Origin of the sequence: Bradyrhizobium sp. USDA 4541 (genome assembly GCF_024171085.1) — a bacterium.
Lineage (GTDB): Bacteria > Pseudomonadota > Alphaproteobacteria > Rhizobiales > Xanthobacteraceae > Bradyrhizobium > Bradyrhizobium australafricanum.
In genome coordinates, this window is record NZ_JALJZF010000001.1 from 3785112 (window position 1) to 3802383 (window position 17272).

Below are 17272 nucleotides of genomic sequence, written 5' to 3' on the forward strand. Positions count from 1 at the left end.
TATCCGCGCAATATCGCCTGATCGCGCAAACCAGGGAAGCCGGTTCCCGTCACCACAGACCAAGGATTGCCACAATTGCTGCAATGCTGTTCAGCACCGGTTCACAGAGGTAGCATTTCATTCGTTACGCCAACTCTCGAGAAGAAAAGGGACGACCACCATGGCACGCATTCTGTGGGCATTGATCGTCGGTCTGGTGTCGCTCGCCTCGCTTCCCGTGCATGCGCAGGATCAGGAAAAGCGTCTCGCACTTGTCGTCGGCAACGGCGCCTATGAGGCCGGCGCGTTGCAGACCGCCGCGAACGACGCCGGTCTGATCGCGCAGACCTTGCAGGCCGCCGGCTTCGACGTGATCGGCGCACGCGATCTCGACGGCGAGACGCTGCGCAAATCGTTCCGCGATTTCATCCAGAAGGTGCAGGAGGCGGGGCCCAATGCCGTCGCCTTCGTCTATCTCGCCGGTTACGGCGTGCAGCTCACCGGCGAGAACTATTTCGTGCCGGTCGATGCCAAGATTGCCCGCGACACCGACGTGCCGGTCGAGGCGATCCGCATCTCCGACTACAGCCACCAACTCTCGGCGCTGCCGATCAAGGCCGGCGTGATCGTGCTCGATGCGGCGCGCAGCAATCCCTTCGCCAAGGAAGGCCAGCCGCTGGCCGGCGGTCTTGCGCTGGTCGATCCCGATCCGAAGATGCTGATCGCCTTCAACTCGGCGCCCGGCACCGTTGCTCCTGACGGTGCGCCGCCCTACGGGCCTTACGCGCAAGCACTGGCGGAAATGATCCGCACCGGCGGCCTGACTCTGCCCGAGGTGTTCGACCGCGTCCGCCTGCGGGTCAACGAGATGACCAAGGGCGCCGAGATCCCGTGGGATGCGCACAAGGTCGACGCGCCCTTCATGTTCTTCGAGCGCAAGCCGGACGCGCCGCCGCAGCAGGTCGATGCCGGGCTGCGCACCAAGCCGATCCGCGATTTCTCGGCGCAGGATGCCTACGCCGCGGCGCTGGAGCGCGACACGCTGCAGGGCTACGAGGATTACCTGCAGGCCTATCCGAACGATCCGCTGGCCAAGCGCGTGCGCGCGATCGTGGCGGCGCGGCGCGAGGCGATCACCTGGCGGCGCACCTACAACGCCGACTCGACTGATGCGTATTGGTCGTATCTGCGGCGCTATCCGCGCGGGCCGCATGCCTACGACTGCCGGCGCCGGCTCGCCTATCTGTCGGCCGCGCTGGAGCCGCCGGCGCAGTTCACGGTGCTCGACTACGACGTGCCGCCGCCGCCGCCCGACGAGATCGACTATGTCGACCGCCCGGTGCTGTATTACAGCGATCCGGTGTTCGCCTTCGCGCCGCCACCGCCGCCGCCGGTGTTCTTCCTGCCGCCGCCGCCGCCGGACTTCGTCGTGCTGCCGCCACCGCCGCCGCCGATCGGCCTGTACGTGCTGCCGACGCCGATGTTCGTGGCGATGCCGGCCTATGTCGCCGCACCGGCCTATGTCGTGCCGCCGCAGAACAACATCGTGTTCAACAACATCCACAACACCACGGTCATCAACACGGTCATCAACAATCCCAACCCGACGCCGGCGCAGCTCCATGCGGCCGGGGTGACGGCGGCGATGGGCGGCGCGCCGGTGACGGCGGCACCGCGACTGCCGGCCGCGGCGATGCAGCGCGCCAATCTGCCGGGCGCTCCGCAAGGCGCGACGCCCGCGCAGGGCGCGGCGATGGGAGCTCCGCGCGCCGCACCGAACGCTGCCGCGGCGCCGAACGCTGCTGCCACTCCGAATGCTGCCGCCGCTCCGAATGCGATGGGCGCGCAGGGCACGCCGGGTGCGCATACCCTGCCGGGCGCGAAAAATGGACCGCCGCTGCCGCAGTCGGCGACCGCACCGGCCAATGCCATGCAGCATGGCGCTGTGCCGCCGGGAGCCGCACAACCCGGCGCCGCGCAACCTGGCGCAAAGCCGAATGCGGTGGTGCCGGGCAAGCCGGCGACTGCCATGGCGCCTGCCAATGCGCAGCCTGCTCCTCCGGCCAAGCCCGGTGCCGCGCCGGCGACAAACGCGCCCGCCTCACCCGCGGCCGCCGGCAAGCCAGGTGCGCAACCGCTTCCGCATGCGGCGACCGCGCCGACCGCAAACGTGAAGCCCTCGGCGGCGCCGTCGCCGGCGAACAGCGCGATGTCGACACGGCCGACGCCGGCGGCGCACCCGGCACCCGCGCGCGCCGCAGTGTCGCCGGCGCCGGTCTCCCGGCCCGCGCCGGCGCATGCGGCAGCTCCGCCGGTCCATGCCGCAGTTCCGCCCGTGCGGGCTGCGGCTCCCCCGCCGCGGCCGGTTGCCCCGCCACCTCGTGCTGCGGCTTTGCCGCCGCGTCCGGCGCCGGCACCGGCTCCGCGCGCCGCGCCGCCGCCTCGGCCGGCGATGCAGGTGCAACATGCAGCGCCGCCACCGCGGATGGCGGCGCCGCCAAGGCCCGCGGCCGCGGCGCCACGGGTAGCGCCGGCATGTCCTCCCGGCAAGTGCAAACATTGAGGGAAGCAAGGGAGCCGGTCGAGTTCTTCACCGGCTCCTTGACGTCGGGTGCGTTCCGGCGGCGGTCTAGCGCTTGGCCGCGAGGTCGGCGATCGCCTTCATCACGGCGTTGCGGATGCCGGGATCGTAGAGGATGTGGCCGGCGCCATCGATGATGCGAACCTCGCTGCCCGGCCAGCGCGCGGCGAGCGCGTGCGATGTTGCGGGCGGGCACAACAGATCGTAACGGCCCTGCACCAGGATGCCGGGAATGCCGGCGAGCTTGCCGGCCTCGTCCATCAATTGACGCGGCCGCATGAAGCAATCGTTGGCGAAGTAGTGCGCCTCCATGAACGGCGTCGAGGGCAGGGCGCCTGAGGCCTTGAGATCGAGCCGCGTCTGCTTCGGCGTGTGCTCCGACAACGCGCGTTCGGTGTCGTGCCAGGCGCGCGCGGTCGGCGCATGCACGGCGGCGTCGGGATCGAGGATGCGGCGATAATAGGCCGCAAGCGGTGCTGCGCGCTCGCTCTCGGGCAGGAAGTTGAGGAAGTCCTCGTGGAGGGCGGGATAGAAGCGCGGCAGGGCGCGCAGGAAAACGTCGTCCAGCTCCTCGGCTGTGCCGAGAAACGTCGCGCGCAGTGCGAGCCCGCTGACCCGCTCGGGATGGGCCTGCGCATAGGCCAGCGCCAGCGTCGCGCCCCAGGAGCCGCCGACCACCATCCAGCGCGCGAAGCCGAAGCGCTCGCGGATCTTCTCCATGTCCGCGATCAGGTGCTGCGTCGTGTTGTTGTCGCGGCTGCCCTTCGGCCGGCTGCGGCCGCAGCCGCGCTGGTCGAACAGCACGGCGTGAAAGCGCTCGGGATCGAACAGCCGGCGATGATCGGGCTGGCAGCCGCTACCGGGGCCGCCATGCAGATAGACCGCGGGAATGCCACCCTCGCGCCCGACGCTCTCGACATGGAGATCGTGGCCATCGCCGACGTCGAGCCATTCCGACGTCAGCGGCGCAAAGGGATCGGCACGCCTCGCGGCCTTGCCGACGTCGGCGTCAGGCGCCATTGCGCTTGTCCTGGGATTCGTTCCGGGGGTGGTCCGTCTCCAACGTGCCGCCGGCGAAGTTGCGATACAGGAAACGGTTCTGCGTGCCGGCGGATTCCTGCTCGGCCTGCTTGAAGATCTCCGCGTGTCGCGGCGACAGCGCGCAGGCCGGGTCGGTGTTGCCGGCATCGCCGGTCAGCGCAAAGGCCTGGCAGCGGCAGCCGCCGTAATCGACCTCGCGGAATTCGCAAGACTTGCACGGCTCCGGCATCCAGCCGGTGCCGCGATAGCGGTTGAAGGCCTCCGAGTTCTGCCAGATCCAGGCGATCGAATGGTTCGAACGCACCGATTCGAATTCGAGCCCGGTGATGCTTTCGGCGGCGTGGCACGGCAGCACCTTGCCGGCCGGCGAGATGTTGAAGAACTGGCGGCCCCAGCCGCCCATGCATTTCTTCGGCCGCAGCGCGTAGTAATCCGGCACCACATAGTCGATCGCAAGCGTGCCCTTCAGGCGCATTTGGGCTTCCTCGACGATGCGGCTGGTCTCCTCGATCTGCTCGATCGTCGGCATCAGCGCGGCACGGTTCTTCAGCGCCCAGCCGTAATACTGCACGTTGGCGACCTCGAGCCGGTCGGCGTCGAGGTCGACCGCCATCTGGATGATGTCGGTCAGCTGATGCAGGTTCTGCCGGTGCATCACCGCATTCACCGTGAGCGGCAATTCGAGCTCGCGCGTCCATTTCGCGACCTCGAGCTTCTTTCTGTGCGCGTCCTTCAGCCCTGCCACGCGGTCGGCGACGTTGGGCTCGTTACCCTGAAAACTGATCTGCACATGGCTGAGGCCGGCGTCGGCCAGCGCCGAAAGCTTGTCCCTGGTCAGCAGCACGGCCGAGGTGATCAGGTTGGAATAGAGCCCGACATCGGTCGCGTGCTGCACCAGCTCGATGATGTCCTTGCGCGCGGTCGGCTCGCCGCCGGAGAAATGGATCTGCAGCACGCCGAGCTCGGCAAGCTCGCTCAGCACCTTCTTCCATTCGTCGGTGGTGAGCTCGGTCGAGCCGCGGTCGAGCTCGACCGGGTTCGAGCAGTAGGGGCATTGCAGCGGGCAGCGGTGGGTGATCTCGAGCAGCACCGCAAGGGGAATGCCGTAGGTCTCGGCCGCCGAGCGGCGGCTCTCCAGCACGGCGAGCCCATCGCTTGGGGCTGCGCTCGGGCCCGGCGCTGTCGTCTTGGTGTCGGCGAGCGTGTCGCTCATGCTGTGCTCTCGCGCGCTTCGGTGAGAAAACCCTTGTCGGCCAGATCCTGCAGCATCGCGATCACGTCGGTCGCGATCGCCTCGCGTGGGGCGGCGTATTTTTCGGCGAGCTGGTCCACCATCTCGGCGACACTGCGCATGCCGTCACACAGCTGCAGCACCTCGACCGCGATCTCATCCGGCGCCAGCACGCGCTCCGGCGCCAGGATCACCCAGACCTGCCGCGTTTCGTCGAATTTCAGCTTGGTATGGCGCGGCAGTTTCGGCCGGCTGGTCTCGCTGACGCTGATGTTGCGGCTGGCCATGATCTAAGTCTCTTTGTCTGAGCATGATCTTTCGGAAAACCGGCTCCCACTTTTCCGGATCATGCTCTAACCTGTCTTCGGCACGAACGCGCCGGGCGGAATCTGGCCGTCGACATACGCATGATACAGCGCGTCGAGCTGCACCCACAGCACGTTGGTCTTGAAGATCAGCGCGTTGCAGACCGCTTCGCGCTCCGCCGGCGTCTTGGCGTGCTGCTTGACATAATCAAGCGCGAAGCTGGCGTCGCGCGGCGCCTGGGTGAGGCGGCGGCTGAAATAGCTCATGATGTCGGGGTTGACGAAGTCGTAGTGCTTCAGCATCCCCGAGATGCGCTCCTCGTGCAGGTTCGGCGCGAACAGTTCGGTGAGCGAGGAGGCGATCGCCTCCAGCGGGGTGCGGTCGCGGCAGAAATGCACATAGGCTTCGACGGCAAAGCGCGTCGCCGGCAAGATGCCTTCGGTGGACTCCACGTAAGCCGTGTCGAGGCCGAGGCCTTCGGTCAGCTTCAGCCAGCGCTCGATGCCGCCTTCATTGCCGAGATCGCCGTCGTGATCCTCGATGCGGTGGCGCCATTCGATCCTTGTGTTGCGGTCGCGGAAGCGCGAGATCACCATCGCGTCCTTCAGCGGGATCGTGCTCTGGTAGTAATAGCGGTTCAGCGCCCAGGCCTGGACCTGGCCCTTGTTGAGCTTGCCGCCGTGCAGCAGGCGGTGGAACGGGTGCAGGCTGTGATAGCGCGTGGCACCGATCGTGCGCAGCGTCGCCTCCATCTCCTCGGCAGTGTCGAGCGTGATGCCCCTGCCGATCGAGAGCGCGGTCATTCCTGAGGTCAGCACGACATTCACAGCACGATCTCCGTTCCGTCGGAGGGAATCTGCCAGCCCGCCTGTTCGGCCGCCTTGCGTTCGGCCGAGGTCCCAAGCAGCGCCGGGTTGGAGTTGTTGATATGCAAAAACACTTTTCGTCCGATGTCGAGCCCGGCGAGGCTTTCGATCGCACCCTGATCGCCCGACATCGCGATATGGCCCATGCCCTGGCCGGTCTTGTTGCCAAGGCCCGCCGCGATCAGTTCGTCGTCGCGCCACACCGTGCCGTCGAAAAACACCAGCGGGGCGCCCTTGAGCCGCGATTTCAGGTCGTCAGTCACCCGTGCGCAGGCGGCCAGGAAGTAGAAATATTTGCCGCTGCGCCGGTCCGCAATACGCAGGCCGAGCGTATCGCCGACGCCGTCGGCGCCCGCCGGATGCGCCTTGCCCTCGAGATACCACGCGCCCTTGCCGGGAACCTCGAACGGCAGCACCTCGAGCCCGGACGGCGATCCGTCGGGCAGGGCCGGTTCGAAGGCCTGGTCGACCGCGATCGGCCGGCGGTCGACGTTCTTGTCGCTGAGCACATTGAAGATGCTGTTCGCGCGCAGGATCGCCAGCACCCGCTCATGCGCGTAGATCGTGAACGGCGAACCCTCGCGCATCGACAGCAGCCCGGCGACCGCGTCGATCTCGCCATTGGTGAGGATGACGCCCGCGATCGGGCTGTGGCGCAGTGCGCCGTGCTTCGGATGCAGCTGCGGCGTGACAATCAACTGCTGGCGCAGATCCGGGGATGCATTGACCAGGAACCAGTGCACGCCATCGCCGCTGACCGCGATCGAGGCTTGCGTGCTCTGCAGCTCGGGATGGTCGCTTCGCGCCGTCCTGCAGACGGCACAGCCGCAGTTCCACTGCGGAACGCCGCCACCCGCCGCGGCACCCAGGACGACGACACGAAGCATGATCCGTCCCCTGGAGAAGCTTGGCCCTGGAGAAGTTTGTTAGACCCAGAAACGTTACGAGGTGGACCCCGGATTTGAAACACACTCCCTTGGTCGGGAGCGCGTTACGCCCGGATGTCCACCTGCGCTAAAACGCTAAACGTGTATGTGGCGCTGCCGCTTACTTGCGGGTTGCGCACATATACATGTTGATTTCCATGCCGACCGACACTTCGACGATCTTCGGTGCTTTCCAGGCCATTTGGCTCTCCTTGTTGCAACCGGACGAACTTTCCGCCCTGCAGAGTAAACTACTGTGGTTGGAAAAGTTCGCCAGTTAAATTTTCTGTAAGGTGCCGCCTCGAAGGGCATGCTGCACTGCGGCAAGCAAATCTTACCCACTCACAAATTTGTGCGCGCGTTTCCCGTCAAAAGCCCGTGGCATCAGACCTTTTTCCTGTTGTTCGCCACACGGTGAATGTTGGAATAAGTAAACAGTTGCCCGCGGTCCTCCGAAGGTCCCGGTGACGATCCTGTGCTTCCCCGCGACGGGAGGCGACTAACCGAGCCGAGTTCAGCCGATGCCACGCTATTTCTTCAACACCCGTATCGGCGACGAGCTGATCTCCGATCCCGACGGCGAAATCCTGCGGGACCCGGATCGTGCGTGGGAAATGGCGCGCGCGATGATTCGCGAACTGCTCAAGACCGAGGGCGCCGACGGCGCGCTGCTCAGCGCCGTGATCGAGGTGACCGACGACGAGGGCGAGGTCGTGCTGGAGTTTCCATTCACGGAGGCGATCCTCGATCGCCCGGACCGCTCGATGACAAGGCACTGACGCTGGCCCCGCGCGGCCACAACCATGCGTTGGCCGATGTCCGGCATGCTTCCGATTGCAATTGTCCGGACAAATTCGCAAGACTATGAACGGAAAGCCGAACGGCGCCGGGCGACGTCAATGGCGCAATCAACAACGGCTTCCACCCAGGGGAGATCTTCATGAAAAAACACTCGTTCGCACCGCGCAGCTTGCTGCTCGCGGGGGTCATGCTCGGGGCGTTCACGCTCTCTGCTGCGGCGCAACAGCCGGCCGCGCCGGCGGCAGGTGCCGCCCCTGCCGCCCAGCCGCTGCCGCCTGGCTCGCCCTTGATCGGGCGTCCCGACAATGAAGCCGCCGCCAAGCTCGCGCCGGTGGCGCCGCCGCCGCTGCCGTCCGCGCCCGACAAGCTGCCGCTCGCCAAGCTCAAGGTGCCGGCCGGCTTCAATGTCGAGGTCTATGCGGCCGGCATGGCCAATGCGCGCTCGCTGGCGCTCGGCGACAAGGGCACGGTGTTCGTCGGCAGCCGCCTCGTCGACAAGGTCTATGCGATCGTCAACAAGGACGGCAAGCGCTCGGTCAAGGTGATCGCCTCCGGTCTCTATCGTCCGAACGGCGTCGCCTTCAAGGACGGCACGCTCTACATCGCCGAACTCTCGAAGGTCTCCAAGATCGACAAGATCGAGGACAATCTGGATAACCCGCCGAAGCCCACCGTCGTCTACGACAAGCTGCCGAAGGACGAGGCGCATGGCTGGAAGTTCATCGCCGTCGGTCCCGACAACAAGCTTTATGTTCCGGTCGGACAGCCCGGCAACAACGTGCTGCATGATGCCGACCACGGCCAGATCCGCCGCATGAATCTCGATGGCTCCGGCGCCGAGGTCTACGCGCTCGGCGTGCGCAACACGGTCGGCTTCGACTGGAATCCCGAGAACAAGCAGATGTACTTCACCGACAACGGCCGCGATTGGCTGTCGGAGACGGTGCCGGAAGACGAGCTCAACCGCATCACCAAGGCGGGCGAGGATTTCGGCGCGCCGTACTGCTACCAGGGCAACATCATCGACCAGGAGCTCGGCTGGGGCAAGACCTGCAAGGACTACACCGCGCCGGTCGGCCTGATGGGCCCGCATACCGCGTCGCTCGGCATGCGCTTCTACACCGGCAGCATGTTCCCGAAGACCTACAAGAACGTGATCTTCGTCGCGCGTCACGGCTCCTGGAACAAGTCGCAGAAGCAGGGTGGTGACGTGGTCGCCGTCAGGCTGAACAAGGACGGCACCGTGAAGTCGATGGAGCCGTTCCTGACCGGCTTCCTCGAAGACAACAAGTATGTCGGCCGCCCGGTCGACGTGATGCTGCTGAAGGACGGCTCGCTGCTGGTCTCCGACGACTGGAACGGCGCGGTCTATCGCGTCAGCTACGGCAAGCCGAAGGTCGCCAATCAGTAACAACCACCAACGTCATTCCGGGCTGGTGCGACAGCACCAGACCCGGAATCTAGAGATTCCGGGTTCGCCCTTCGGGCGCCCCGGAATGACACTGAAAGTCAGGAGCAGCCGATGCGTAAGTTCATGATCCCTGTGCTCCTGGTTGCATCCGCTCTTTCCGCAAATGCCGAGACCATCCAGGAGCGCGCCGCGGCGTGCTTTGCCTGCCATGGCGAGCATGGCACGTCGGAGACCGAGAACACGCCGTCGCTTGGCGGCCAGACGGCGCCCTATGCGCTGATCCAGCTCTTCATGTTCCGCGAGAAGCTGCGGGTGTTCGACCCGATGAACGAGATGGCGAAGCCGCTGACCGACGATGATTTGCGCAGCTTCTCGGACTTCATCGCGACCTTGCCGAAGCCCACGCCGCCCGCTGACGCCGGCGATCCGGCGCGGATGGCGCGCGGCCAGGCGCTGGCGCAGCAGAACCGCTGCAACAGCTGCCACAACACCGATTTCTCCGGCAAGGACAACGTGCCGCGCATCGCCAACCAGCGCGAGGACTACCTCGCCAAGACGCTGGCCGAATACAAGGACAACAGCCGCCACGGCTATGACGCCACCATGGCCGACGTGATGCAGACGGTCACCAAGGAGCAGATCGGCGACCTTGCCTATTACATCGCGCATGTCCGCTGAAACATCAGGCGGCGGACCGCTGGCCATGTTCTCCGCGCGGCGCTAAAACGCAGCGTCACACGGAGTTGCACATGCAGGATATTTGGCGTCTGTCGGCGGCCGAGCTCGCCAGCCTCATCAGATCGAAGAAGGTGTCGGCGAAGGAGGCAGCGGAGGCGGGGCTCGCCCGGCTCGACGCGGTCAACCCGAAGCTCAACGCGGTGGTCGATCACCGGCCGGACGACGTGCTGGCGCAGGCGGCCAAGATCGATGCGGCCATTGCGCGCGGCGAGGCGGTCGGGCCGCTCGCCGGCGTGCCGGTCACCATCAAGGTCAATGTCGACCAGGAGGGCTACGCCACCACCAATGGGCTGAAGGCACAGCGCGACGTCATCGCCAAGGTCGACAATCCGGTGGTCGCCAATCTGCGCAAGGCCGGCGCGGTGCTGCTCGGCCGCACCAATTGTCCGGCGGTCTCCTATCGCTGGTTCACCACCAACCTCATTCACGGCGACACCAAGAACCCGCGCGATCCCGGCATCACCCCGGGCGGCTCGTCCGGCGGCGCGGGTTCGGCGGTCGCGGCCGGCATCGGCCACATCGCGCACGGCACCGATATCGCCGGCTCGGTGCGCTATCCGGCCTATGCCTGCGGCGTGCACGGCCTGCGGCCAAGCATGGGCCGTATCCCGGCCTTCAATTCGGCTTTGCCGGAGCGGCCGATCGGCCCGCAGATCAGCGCGGTGTCGGGCCCGCTGGCGCGCACCATCAACGATCTGCGCATCTCGCTCGCGGCGATGTCGGCGCCGGACTATCGCGACCCCTGGTATGCGCCGGTGCCGCTCGAGGGACCGCCGCGCGAGAAGCGCGTTGCGATGTGCCTCAATCCCGATGGTCTTAATCCGGTGCCGGAAGTGGTCGCCGCGGTGGCCGATGCCGGCAAGCGCTTGCAGAAGGCCGGCTGGATCGTCGAGGAAATTGCAAACACGCCGTCCTTGCGCGAGGCGGCCGAGATCCAGACCCGGCTCTGGCTCGGCGACGGCTATGAGGCCCAGCTCGCCTTCGCCGAGCGTGAGGGCGATCCCGGCGCACTGGCCTGCCTGCGCGGTGTCCGCGCCCGGGTGTATCCGTTCGACCTGTCGCAGGCGCTGACCCGCCGCGCCACGCTGACGCGCGAATGGTTCGCCTTCTTCGACAAATATCCGGTGCTGCTGATGCCGGTGTCCGGCGAGCTGCCGTTCCCCGACCATCTCGACCGCAAGGACGAGGCGTCGTTTGCGCGGGTGTGGCACGCGCAGCTGCCGCAGATCGCGATCCCGTTCATGGGGCTTCCCGGGCTCGTGGTCTCCACCGGTCTCGTGGGACAGATCCCGGTCGGCGTGCAACTGGTGGCCGGACGCTACCGCGAGGATCTCTGCCTTGCCGCCGGCGAGGCGGTCGAGGCCGGTGGCACGCCGTCGTCGCCGATCGATCCGGTCAGTTGAGATGGCGACGGTTTACGATTTCACCGCCAAGTCGCTCGCCGGCGACGACGTGCCGCTGCAGCGGTTCGAGGGCCAGGTGCTGCTGATCGTGAACACGGCGAGCGCCTGCGGGTTCACGCCGCAATACAAGGGCCTGCAGGAGCTGCACGCCGGCCTCTCGGCGCGCGGCTTTGCCGTGCTCGGCTTTCCCTGCAACCAGTTCGGCGCGCAGGAGCCGGGCGATGCGAAGCAGATCGCCGCGTTCTGCGAGACCAACTACGCCGTGACGTTTCCGATGTTCGCCAAGATCGACGTCAATGGCTCAGGTGCGCATCCATTGTACGAACACCTGAAACGTGAGAAGTCGGGCCTGCTCGGGCCCGCGATCAAATGGAACTTCACCAAGTTCCTGGTCGATCGCGCCGGCAAGGTCGTGGCGCGGCATGCGCCGACCGCCCGGCCCGAAGGATTGAGGAAGGACATCGAGGCGCTGCTATGAGCGACGACAACGACACCAACGACCAATTCCCCGACCGCCTCTCGGTCGATCCGAACAGCCCGTACTACAATGCGGATATTCTCGCCCGCGATGTCGGCATCCGCTTCAAAGGCGCCGAGAAGACCAATGTCGAGGAGTACTGCATCAGCGAAGGCTGGGTCCGCGTCACCGCCGGCAATGCCAAGGACCGTTACGGCAATCCGCTGACCATCAAGGTGCACGGGCCGGTCGAGCCGTATTTCCGGGACAAGACGTAGCAACCGTCATTCCGGGATGGTCCGAAGGACCAGACCCGGAATCTCGAGATTCTCGGTGCGCAACTGCGCACCTGAGGGTTCGATGCTTCGCATCGCCCCGGAATGACGTGCCTAACAAATTGCGAAAGCAGCGCCATGTCCGTCCGCATCGTCGACGTCCGCGAAATCACAAAACCGATCTCCTCGCCGATCCGCAACGCCTATATCGACTTCACAAAGATGACCTCGAGCCTGGTGGCCGTGGTCACTGACGTGGTGCGCGACGGCAAGCGGGTGGTCGGCTACGGCTTCAATTCCAACGGCCGCTACGGGCAGGGCGGTCTAATCCGCGAACGCTTCGCGCCGCGCCTCAAGGAAGCCGATCCGAAATCGCTGCTCGATGCCGATGGCGGCAATCTCGATCCGGACAAGGTCTGGTCGACGCTGATGTCGAACGAGAAGCCGGGCGGCCATGGCGAGCGCTCGGTCGCGGTCGGCACCATCGACATGGCGGTGTGGGACGCGGTGGCGAAGATCGCGGGCAAGCCGCTGTTCCGGCTGCTCGCCGAGCGCCACGGCCGCACCGCCAATCCGCGCGTGTTCGTCTACGCCGCCGGCGGCTATTACTATCCTGGCAAGGACCTCGGCGCGCTGCGCAAGGAGATGCGCGGCTATCTCGACCGCGGCTACAACGTCGTGAAGATGAAGATCGGCGGTGCGCCGCTTGGCGAGGACCGCGAGCGCATCGAGGCGGTGCTGAAGGAGATCGGCAGCGCGGCGCAGCTTGCGGTCGACGCCAACGGCCGCTTCGATCTGGAGACCGCGATCGCCTACGCCAAGATGCTGCGCGAGTATCCGCTGTTCTGGTACGAGGAGGCCGGCGACCCGCTCGACTACGCGCTGCAGGCCGCGCTGGCCGAGTTCTATCCGGGGGCGATGGCGACCGGCGAGAACCTGTTCAGCCACCAGGATGCGCGGAACCTGATCCGCTACGGCGGCATGCGGCCGGACCGCGACTGGCTGCAATTCGATTGCGCGCTGTCCTACGGGCTCTGCGAGTATCGGCGCACGCTCGAGGTGCTGAAGACCCACGGCTGGTCGCCGAGCCGCTGCATCCCGCATGGCGGCCACCAGATGTCGCTGAACATCGCGGCCGGCCTCGGCCTCGGCGGCAATGAGAGCTACCCCGACCTGTTCCAGCCCTATGGCGGCTTCCCGGACGGCGTGCGCGTCGAGGGTGGCCACATCGTGATGCCCGACCTTCCGGGCATCGGCTTCGAGGGCAAATCCGATCTCTACAAGGAGATGAAGGCGCTGGCGGACTAAGTCCGGCCAGCGATTGCCAATCCGCCGGGGGCGCGGGGTGGGCCCGAGCTTGCTCGCAAAATTTCGTGAGCGACGCTCAAAAATTATTGAACATTGCTCATTTCCGGATATACTCATGAGAACAGGGCGTCTTTGTCCCGGATGATCGGGAGCAGGCGCAAAAACCGGCCGTGAGGATAGCCGCATGCCATATTCAGCCAAGGATCTCCGGGACGCCGCAAATGCCGGGGTGATCAGCCCGGCCGATCTGGAACGGTTGCTCGCTTTCCTGGCGAGCAGCGCCGGGCAGGGTTCGGCGGGCGATGCAAGTCCCGCCGCCAAATTCGATGCCGCGCATGTGCTCTGGTACTCCGGCGCGCTCATCGTGATCGGTGCCATGGGCCTGTTCTCGACCCTGGCCTTCACCCAGATGGGCGGCCGGGCGCTCACGGCCTGCGCGATCGCCTATGCGGTCGGGTTCAGCGTGGCGGGTCACCACCTCTGGCACGACAAGAATCTGCGGGTTCCCGGCGGCCTGCTGATCGCGATCGCGGTCTCGATGGCGCCGCTCGCGGTCTACGGCATCCAGGACGAGCTTGGCTGGTGGGGCAAGTTCGGCAAGCCGGGAACCGTGCAGGACTTCTACGTCTGGGTGAAGGGCAGCTGGATCTTCATGGAGATCGCGACCGTCGCCGCCGGCATCGTCGCGCTGCGCTACTACCGCTTCGCTTTCATCGTCGCGATCATCTCGGTCGCGCTGTGGTTCATGTCGATGGACCTGGCGCCGTGGTTCAGCGGCATGGCTCACGCCGATTTCGAGATGCGCCGCAGGGTGTCGATCTGGTTCGGGCTTGCCGTGCTCGCGGTCGCCTGGATCGTGGACTATCGCAGCCGCAACGGCGACTTTGCGTTCTGGCTGCATCTGTTCGGCCTGATGGCGTTCTGGGGCGGAATTAGCGCGTCCGAAGGCTCAACCGAATTGAGCAAGGCGGTGTACTGCCTGCTCAATGTCGGCCTGATCGTGATCGCCGTGATTTTGATGCGGCGCGCCTATGCGGTGTTCGGCGCGTTCGGCATCTGCCTCTATCTCGGCCATCTCGCCGACGTCGTCTTCAAGGACTCGCTGTGGTTTCCGTTCTCGCTGTCGCTGATCGGCATTGCCGTGATCGCCGCAGGCCTGCTCTACCATCGCAACGAGCGTGCGATCACTGGCTGGATCGATGCGCATCTGCCGGCGGGGTTGCGGCCGCGGTCCGCAACCGCATGACCGCGACGTCCTGATCGTTTTAGAATCGCTACAATCTGGAATTGCTACAAGAAGTGCGGCGCGCAAGCGCCGCTCTTCGTTTCCGGGCGCAAATCCGGAAGCCGACAGAAACCATTCGCATCCTTGACTTTTCCAACCCTGCGCTCGCCGCGAGGTATATCCGCGTCCATTCGTCGCGATTTTATTCCGTAGTCACGCAAAAATTTTCTCGCGCCCGTCGTCTGGACGCACAGCGCCGCACCTCTCTAGAGGACGGCGCATCGCCTTCAGCGAAGGCGAGAGTTGCTTGGGGACGACGTCATGACATCAAGAACACAAGCCCATCGTCGCACTGTCTTGCTTGCGCTGCTCACGGCGAGCTATCTCGCGCTGAGCGTTCCGCTCGCAACGTCTGCCGCACAGGCGCAATCGGCGCCGTCGCAGGCCGGCGCCTCGTCGCTGCCGCCGGTGACCGTCACCGCGCCGGCCACGCAACGTCGCCGCAACGCACCATCGACATCGCGTAACACCGCCGCAGCACGAGGCCGCCGCACCCAGACGGCACGGCGGATCGCGCCCGCGGCGGCGGCAAAACCGTTCGCGGAATCGCAGGACGCCCGCACCGGCACATCGGGCTATTTCGCCAACAGCACGTCGGTTGCGACCAGGACCAACACCGCCATCGTCAACATCCCGCAATCGCTCAACGTGATCACGCGGGAGCAGATCCGCGACCAGAACTATCAGGGCCTCACCGACGTCACCCGCTATGTCCCCGGCGTTGCCGTGCATCAGGGCGAGGGCAATCGCGACGAACTCGTGATCCGCGGCGTCGATTCCAGCGCCAACTTCTTCGTCAACGGCTTTCGTGACGACGTGCAGTATTTCCGCGACATGTACAACGCCCAGAGCATCGAGGTGCTGAAGGGGCCGAGCGCGCTGACCTTCGGCCGCGGCGCCGGCGGCGGCCTGCTCAACCGCACCCTCAAGGAAGCCGACGGCAACCGCGTCTACGAGGCGACGGCGCAGACCGGCTCGTGGGGCGATCGCCGCGTCAGCCTCGATGCCGGACAGGCGATCAACGACAACGTCGCAGCAAGGCTCAACGTGTTCTACGAGGGTGCCGACGCCTTCCGCGATTTCAATCATCTGGAGCGCTACGGCATCAATCCGACGGTGACGCTGAAGCCCGACGACAACACCAAAATCAAACTGAGCTACGAGTACTTTCACGACGAGCGCACCGCCGATCGCGGCAATCCCTCGCAGGGTCTGCCGGGCGGCGCGACCCGCTTCAACCCGACCACGCCGTTCGCGCCGAACGGCGACTTCTCGACCTTCTTCGGCAGCCCAAGCCTGAACACTGCGCAGGCGACGGTGCAGACCGGCATGGCCATCATCGAGCACGATTTCGAGAACGGGCTGACGGTGCGCAACGGCACCATCGCCGCCGACTACCAGAAATTCTATCAGAACGTCTATCCAACGGGCGGTCCGCTCGCCGGCGCGGTCAATCCTGCCGACACCGCGGTCAATCTCGGCGCCTATCAGCACACGACGAACCGCGACAATGTCTTCAACCAGACCGATTTCACCTACAAGGCCTGGACCGGGCCGCTGTTCCACACCGTCGGCTTCGGCACCGAGTTCGGCCGGCAGACCGGCGTCGATATCCGCAACACCGGCGTGTTCCCGAACGGCACCAACACCATCGTGCAGAACCCGTTCGCGCCGACCTATTTCGGCCCGGTGACGTTTCTTCACCACTTCACCGGCACCAACAGCGACGGAGTCACCACGCCCGATTCGAACAGCCGCTATGCGCTGAACATTCAGTCCGGCTATCTCAGGGACACCATCGAGATTTCGCGCGCCGTGCAGATCATCGCCGGCGCCCGGTTCGATCGCTACGACATGTCGGCCACCGACATGAACACCAACATCAATCGCAATCGCGTCGACAATCTGGTGTCGCCGCAGGGCGCCCTGATCATCAAGCCGATCGATTCGATGTCGGTCTATACCGCCTACAGCGTCTCCTTCCTGCCGGCCTCGGGCGACCAGTTCAGCGCGCTGAACGACGGCACCCTGATCCTGCAGCCGCAGCGCTTCGAGAATGTCGAGCTCGGCATGAAGTGGAACATCAACCCGAAGCTGTTGTTCTCGACCGCGGTCTACAATCTGAACCGCACCAACCAGCCGATCGCCGACGGTAACAATCCCGGCTTCTTCTTTCCCTCCGGCAGCACGCTCACGCGAGGCGTCGAGGCGAGCCTGACCGGCTATGTCACCGAGCAGTGGCAGTCGTCGCTGGCCTATGCCTACACCGACGCGAAGATCACCGGCGCGACCTCGGCGACCGTCGTACCCGGCAACCGCGTCCAGCTGGTGCCGTACAATCAGTTTGCCTGGTGGAACAAGTATCAGTTCACGCCGATGTGGGCGGCCGCGCTCGGCGTGATCTATTTCGGCGATTCCTTCGCCTCGTCCGACGACACGGTGCGGCTGCCGGGCTTCGTGCGCTTCGATGCGGCGATCTATGCCAAGATCGACGAGACCTGGAGCGCCCAGCTCAACGTCGAGAACATCTTCGACAAGGGCTATTGGGCGTCCGCCGACGGCAACAACAACATCTCGCCGGGACAGGGGCGGACGGTAAGGCTGATGGCAAGGGCGAGGTTTTAGCTTTCACCGTCATGCCCGGGCTTGTCCCGGGCATCCACG

At 65.6% G+C, this 17272-nt stretch carries 16 protein-coding genes; 10 read left to right on the forward strand and 6 right to left on the reverse strand.

The annotated features are described in order from the left end of the window. Window positions 1–160 precede the first annotated feature (160 nt). Entirely contained in the window at window positions 161–2542 is a 2382-nt protein-coding gene (locus J2R80_RS17700; protein ID WP_253639022.1) for a caspase family protein, read from the forward strand. A 66-nt stretch (window positions 2543–2608) separates the two neighbouring features. On the opposite strand, the gene pip is transcribed toward J2R80_RS17700, so the two are convergent. From pip to pqqA, 6 genes are all read right to left on the reverse strand, one after another. Beyond that, the gene (gene pip, locus J2R80_RS17705) at window positions 2609–3580 is read right to left on the reverse strand and encodes a prolyl aminopeptidase (protein ID WP_076823966.1); all 972 of its coding nucleotides are present in this window, start codon (window positions 3578–3580) and stop codon (window positions 2609–2611) included. Continuing rightward, window positions 3570–4814 (reverse strand): pyrroloquinoline quinone biosynthesis protein PqqE, encoded by a 1245-nt coding sequence (gene pqqE / locus J2R80_RS17710; protein WP_253639023.1) that lies wholly within the window; start codon window positions 4812–4814, stop codon window positions 3570–3572. The genes pip and pqqE overlap by 11 nt, the downstream gene beginning before the upstream one ends. Beyond that, entirely contained in the window at window positions 4811–5119 is a 309-nt protein-coding gene (gene pqqD / locus J2R80_RS17715) for a pyrroloquinoline quinone biosynthesis peptide chaperone PqqD (RefSeq protein WP_057014898.1), read from the reverse strand. The genes pqqE and pqqD overlap by 4 nt, the downstream gene beginning before the upstream one ends. Before the next feature lie 66 nt (window positions 5120–5185). Beyond that, window positions 5186–5941 (reverse strand): pyrroloquinoline-quinone synthase PqqC, encoded by a 756-nt coding sequence (pqqC, locus tag J2R80_RS17720; RefSeq protein ID WP_253640981.1) that lies wholly within the window; start codon window positions 5939–5941, stop codon window positions 5186–5188. A 20-nt stretch (window positions 5942–5961) separates the two neighbouring features. Beyond that, window positions 5962–6891: a pyrroloquinoline quinone biosynthesis protein PqqB gene (gene pqqB, locus J2R80_RS17725; RefSeq protein ID WP_253639024.1), complete on the reverse strand. Its 930-nt coding sequence runs from the start codon at window positions 6889–6891 to the stop codon at window positions 5962–5964. Window positions 6892–7051: 160 nt separating this feature from the next. After that, on the reverse strand, window positions 7052–7132 hold the full coding sequence (gene pqqA / locus J2R80_RS17730) for a pyrroloquinoline quinone precursor peptide PqqA (RefSeq protein WP_035635412.1): 81 nt from the start codon (window positions 7130–7132) through the stop codon (window positions 7052–7054). Window positions 7133–7451: 319 nt separating this feature from the next. Between pqqA and J2R80_RS17735 the strand changes: the two genes are divergently transcribed. The 9 genes from J2R80_RS17735 to J2R80_RS17775 all read left to right on the forward strand — a co-directional run bounded on the left by J2R80_RS17735 (window position 7452) and on the right by J2R80_RS17775 (window position 17233). Continuing rightward, window positions 7452–7709, forward strand: coding sequence for a DUF6894 family protein (locus tag J2R80_RS17735; RefSeq protein ID WP_028332662.1), 258 nt, complete (start codon window positions 7452–7454; stop codon window positions 7707–7709). A gap of 161 nt (window positions 7710–7870) precedes the next feature. Then, window positions 7871–9142 (forward strand): sorbosone dehydrogenase family protein, encoded by a 1272-nt coding sequence (locus J2R80_RS17740; protein WP_253625783.1) that lies wholly within the window; start codon window positions 7871–7873, stop codon window positions 9140–9142. Between the two features lie 111 nt (window positions 9143–9253). Further along, complete coding sequence (locus J2R80_RS17745; protein WP_253639025.1) at window positions 9254–9820, forward strand: c-type cytochrome; 567 nt, start codon at window positions 9254–9256, stop codon at window positions 9818–9820. A 71-nt stretch (window positions 9821–9891) separates the two neighbouring features. Further along, window positions 9892–11283 (forward strand): amidase family protein, encoded by a 1392-nt coding sequence (locus tag J2R80_RS17750; RefSeq protein WP_168856943.1) that lies wholly within the window; start codon window positions 9892–9894, stop codon window positions 11281–11283. Window position 11284: 1 nt separating this feature from the next. Next, window positions 11285–11761, forward strand: a complete 477-nt coding sequence (locus tag J2R80_RS17755; RefSeq protein ID WP_168856944.1) for a glutathione peroxidase — start codon at window positions 11285–11287, stop codon at window positions 11759–11761. Beyond that, window positions 11758–12018, forward strand: coding sequence for a DUF3297 family protein (locus J2R80_RS17760; protein ID WP_253589602.1), 261 nt, complete (start codon window positions 11758–11760; stop codon window positions 12016–12018). Before J2R80_RS17755 ends, J2R80_RS17760 begins: the two co-directional genes overlap by 4 nt. Window positions 12019–12153: 135 nt before the next feature. Then, complete coding sequence (locus J2R80_RS17765; protein ID WP_253589603.1) at window positions 12154–13323, forward strand: mandelate racemase/muconate lactonizing enzyme family protein; 1170 nt, start codon at window positions 12154–12156, stop codon at window positions 13321–13323. Window positions 13324–13507: 184 nt separating this feature from the next. Next, window positions 13508–14569 (forward strand): hypothetical protein, encoded by a 1062-nt coding sequence (locus J2R80_RS17770; RefSeq protein WP_253639026.1) that lies wholly within the window; start codon window positions 13508–13510, stop codon window positions 14567–14569. Window positions 14570–14869: 300 nt separating this feature from the next. After that, window positions 14870–17233 carry a TonB-dependent siderophore receptor gene (locus J2R80_RS17775; protein WP_253639027.1) on the forward strand — a complete coding sequence of 788 codons (2364 nt, stop codon included), beginning with the start codon at window positions 14870–14872 and terminating at the stop codon, window positions 17231–17233. The last annotated feature ends 39 nt before the right edge of the window (window positions 17234–17272 follow it).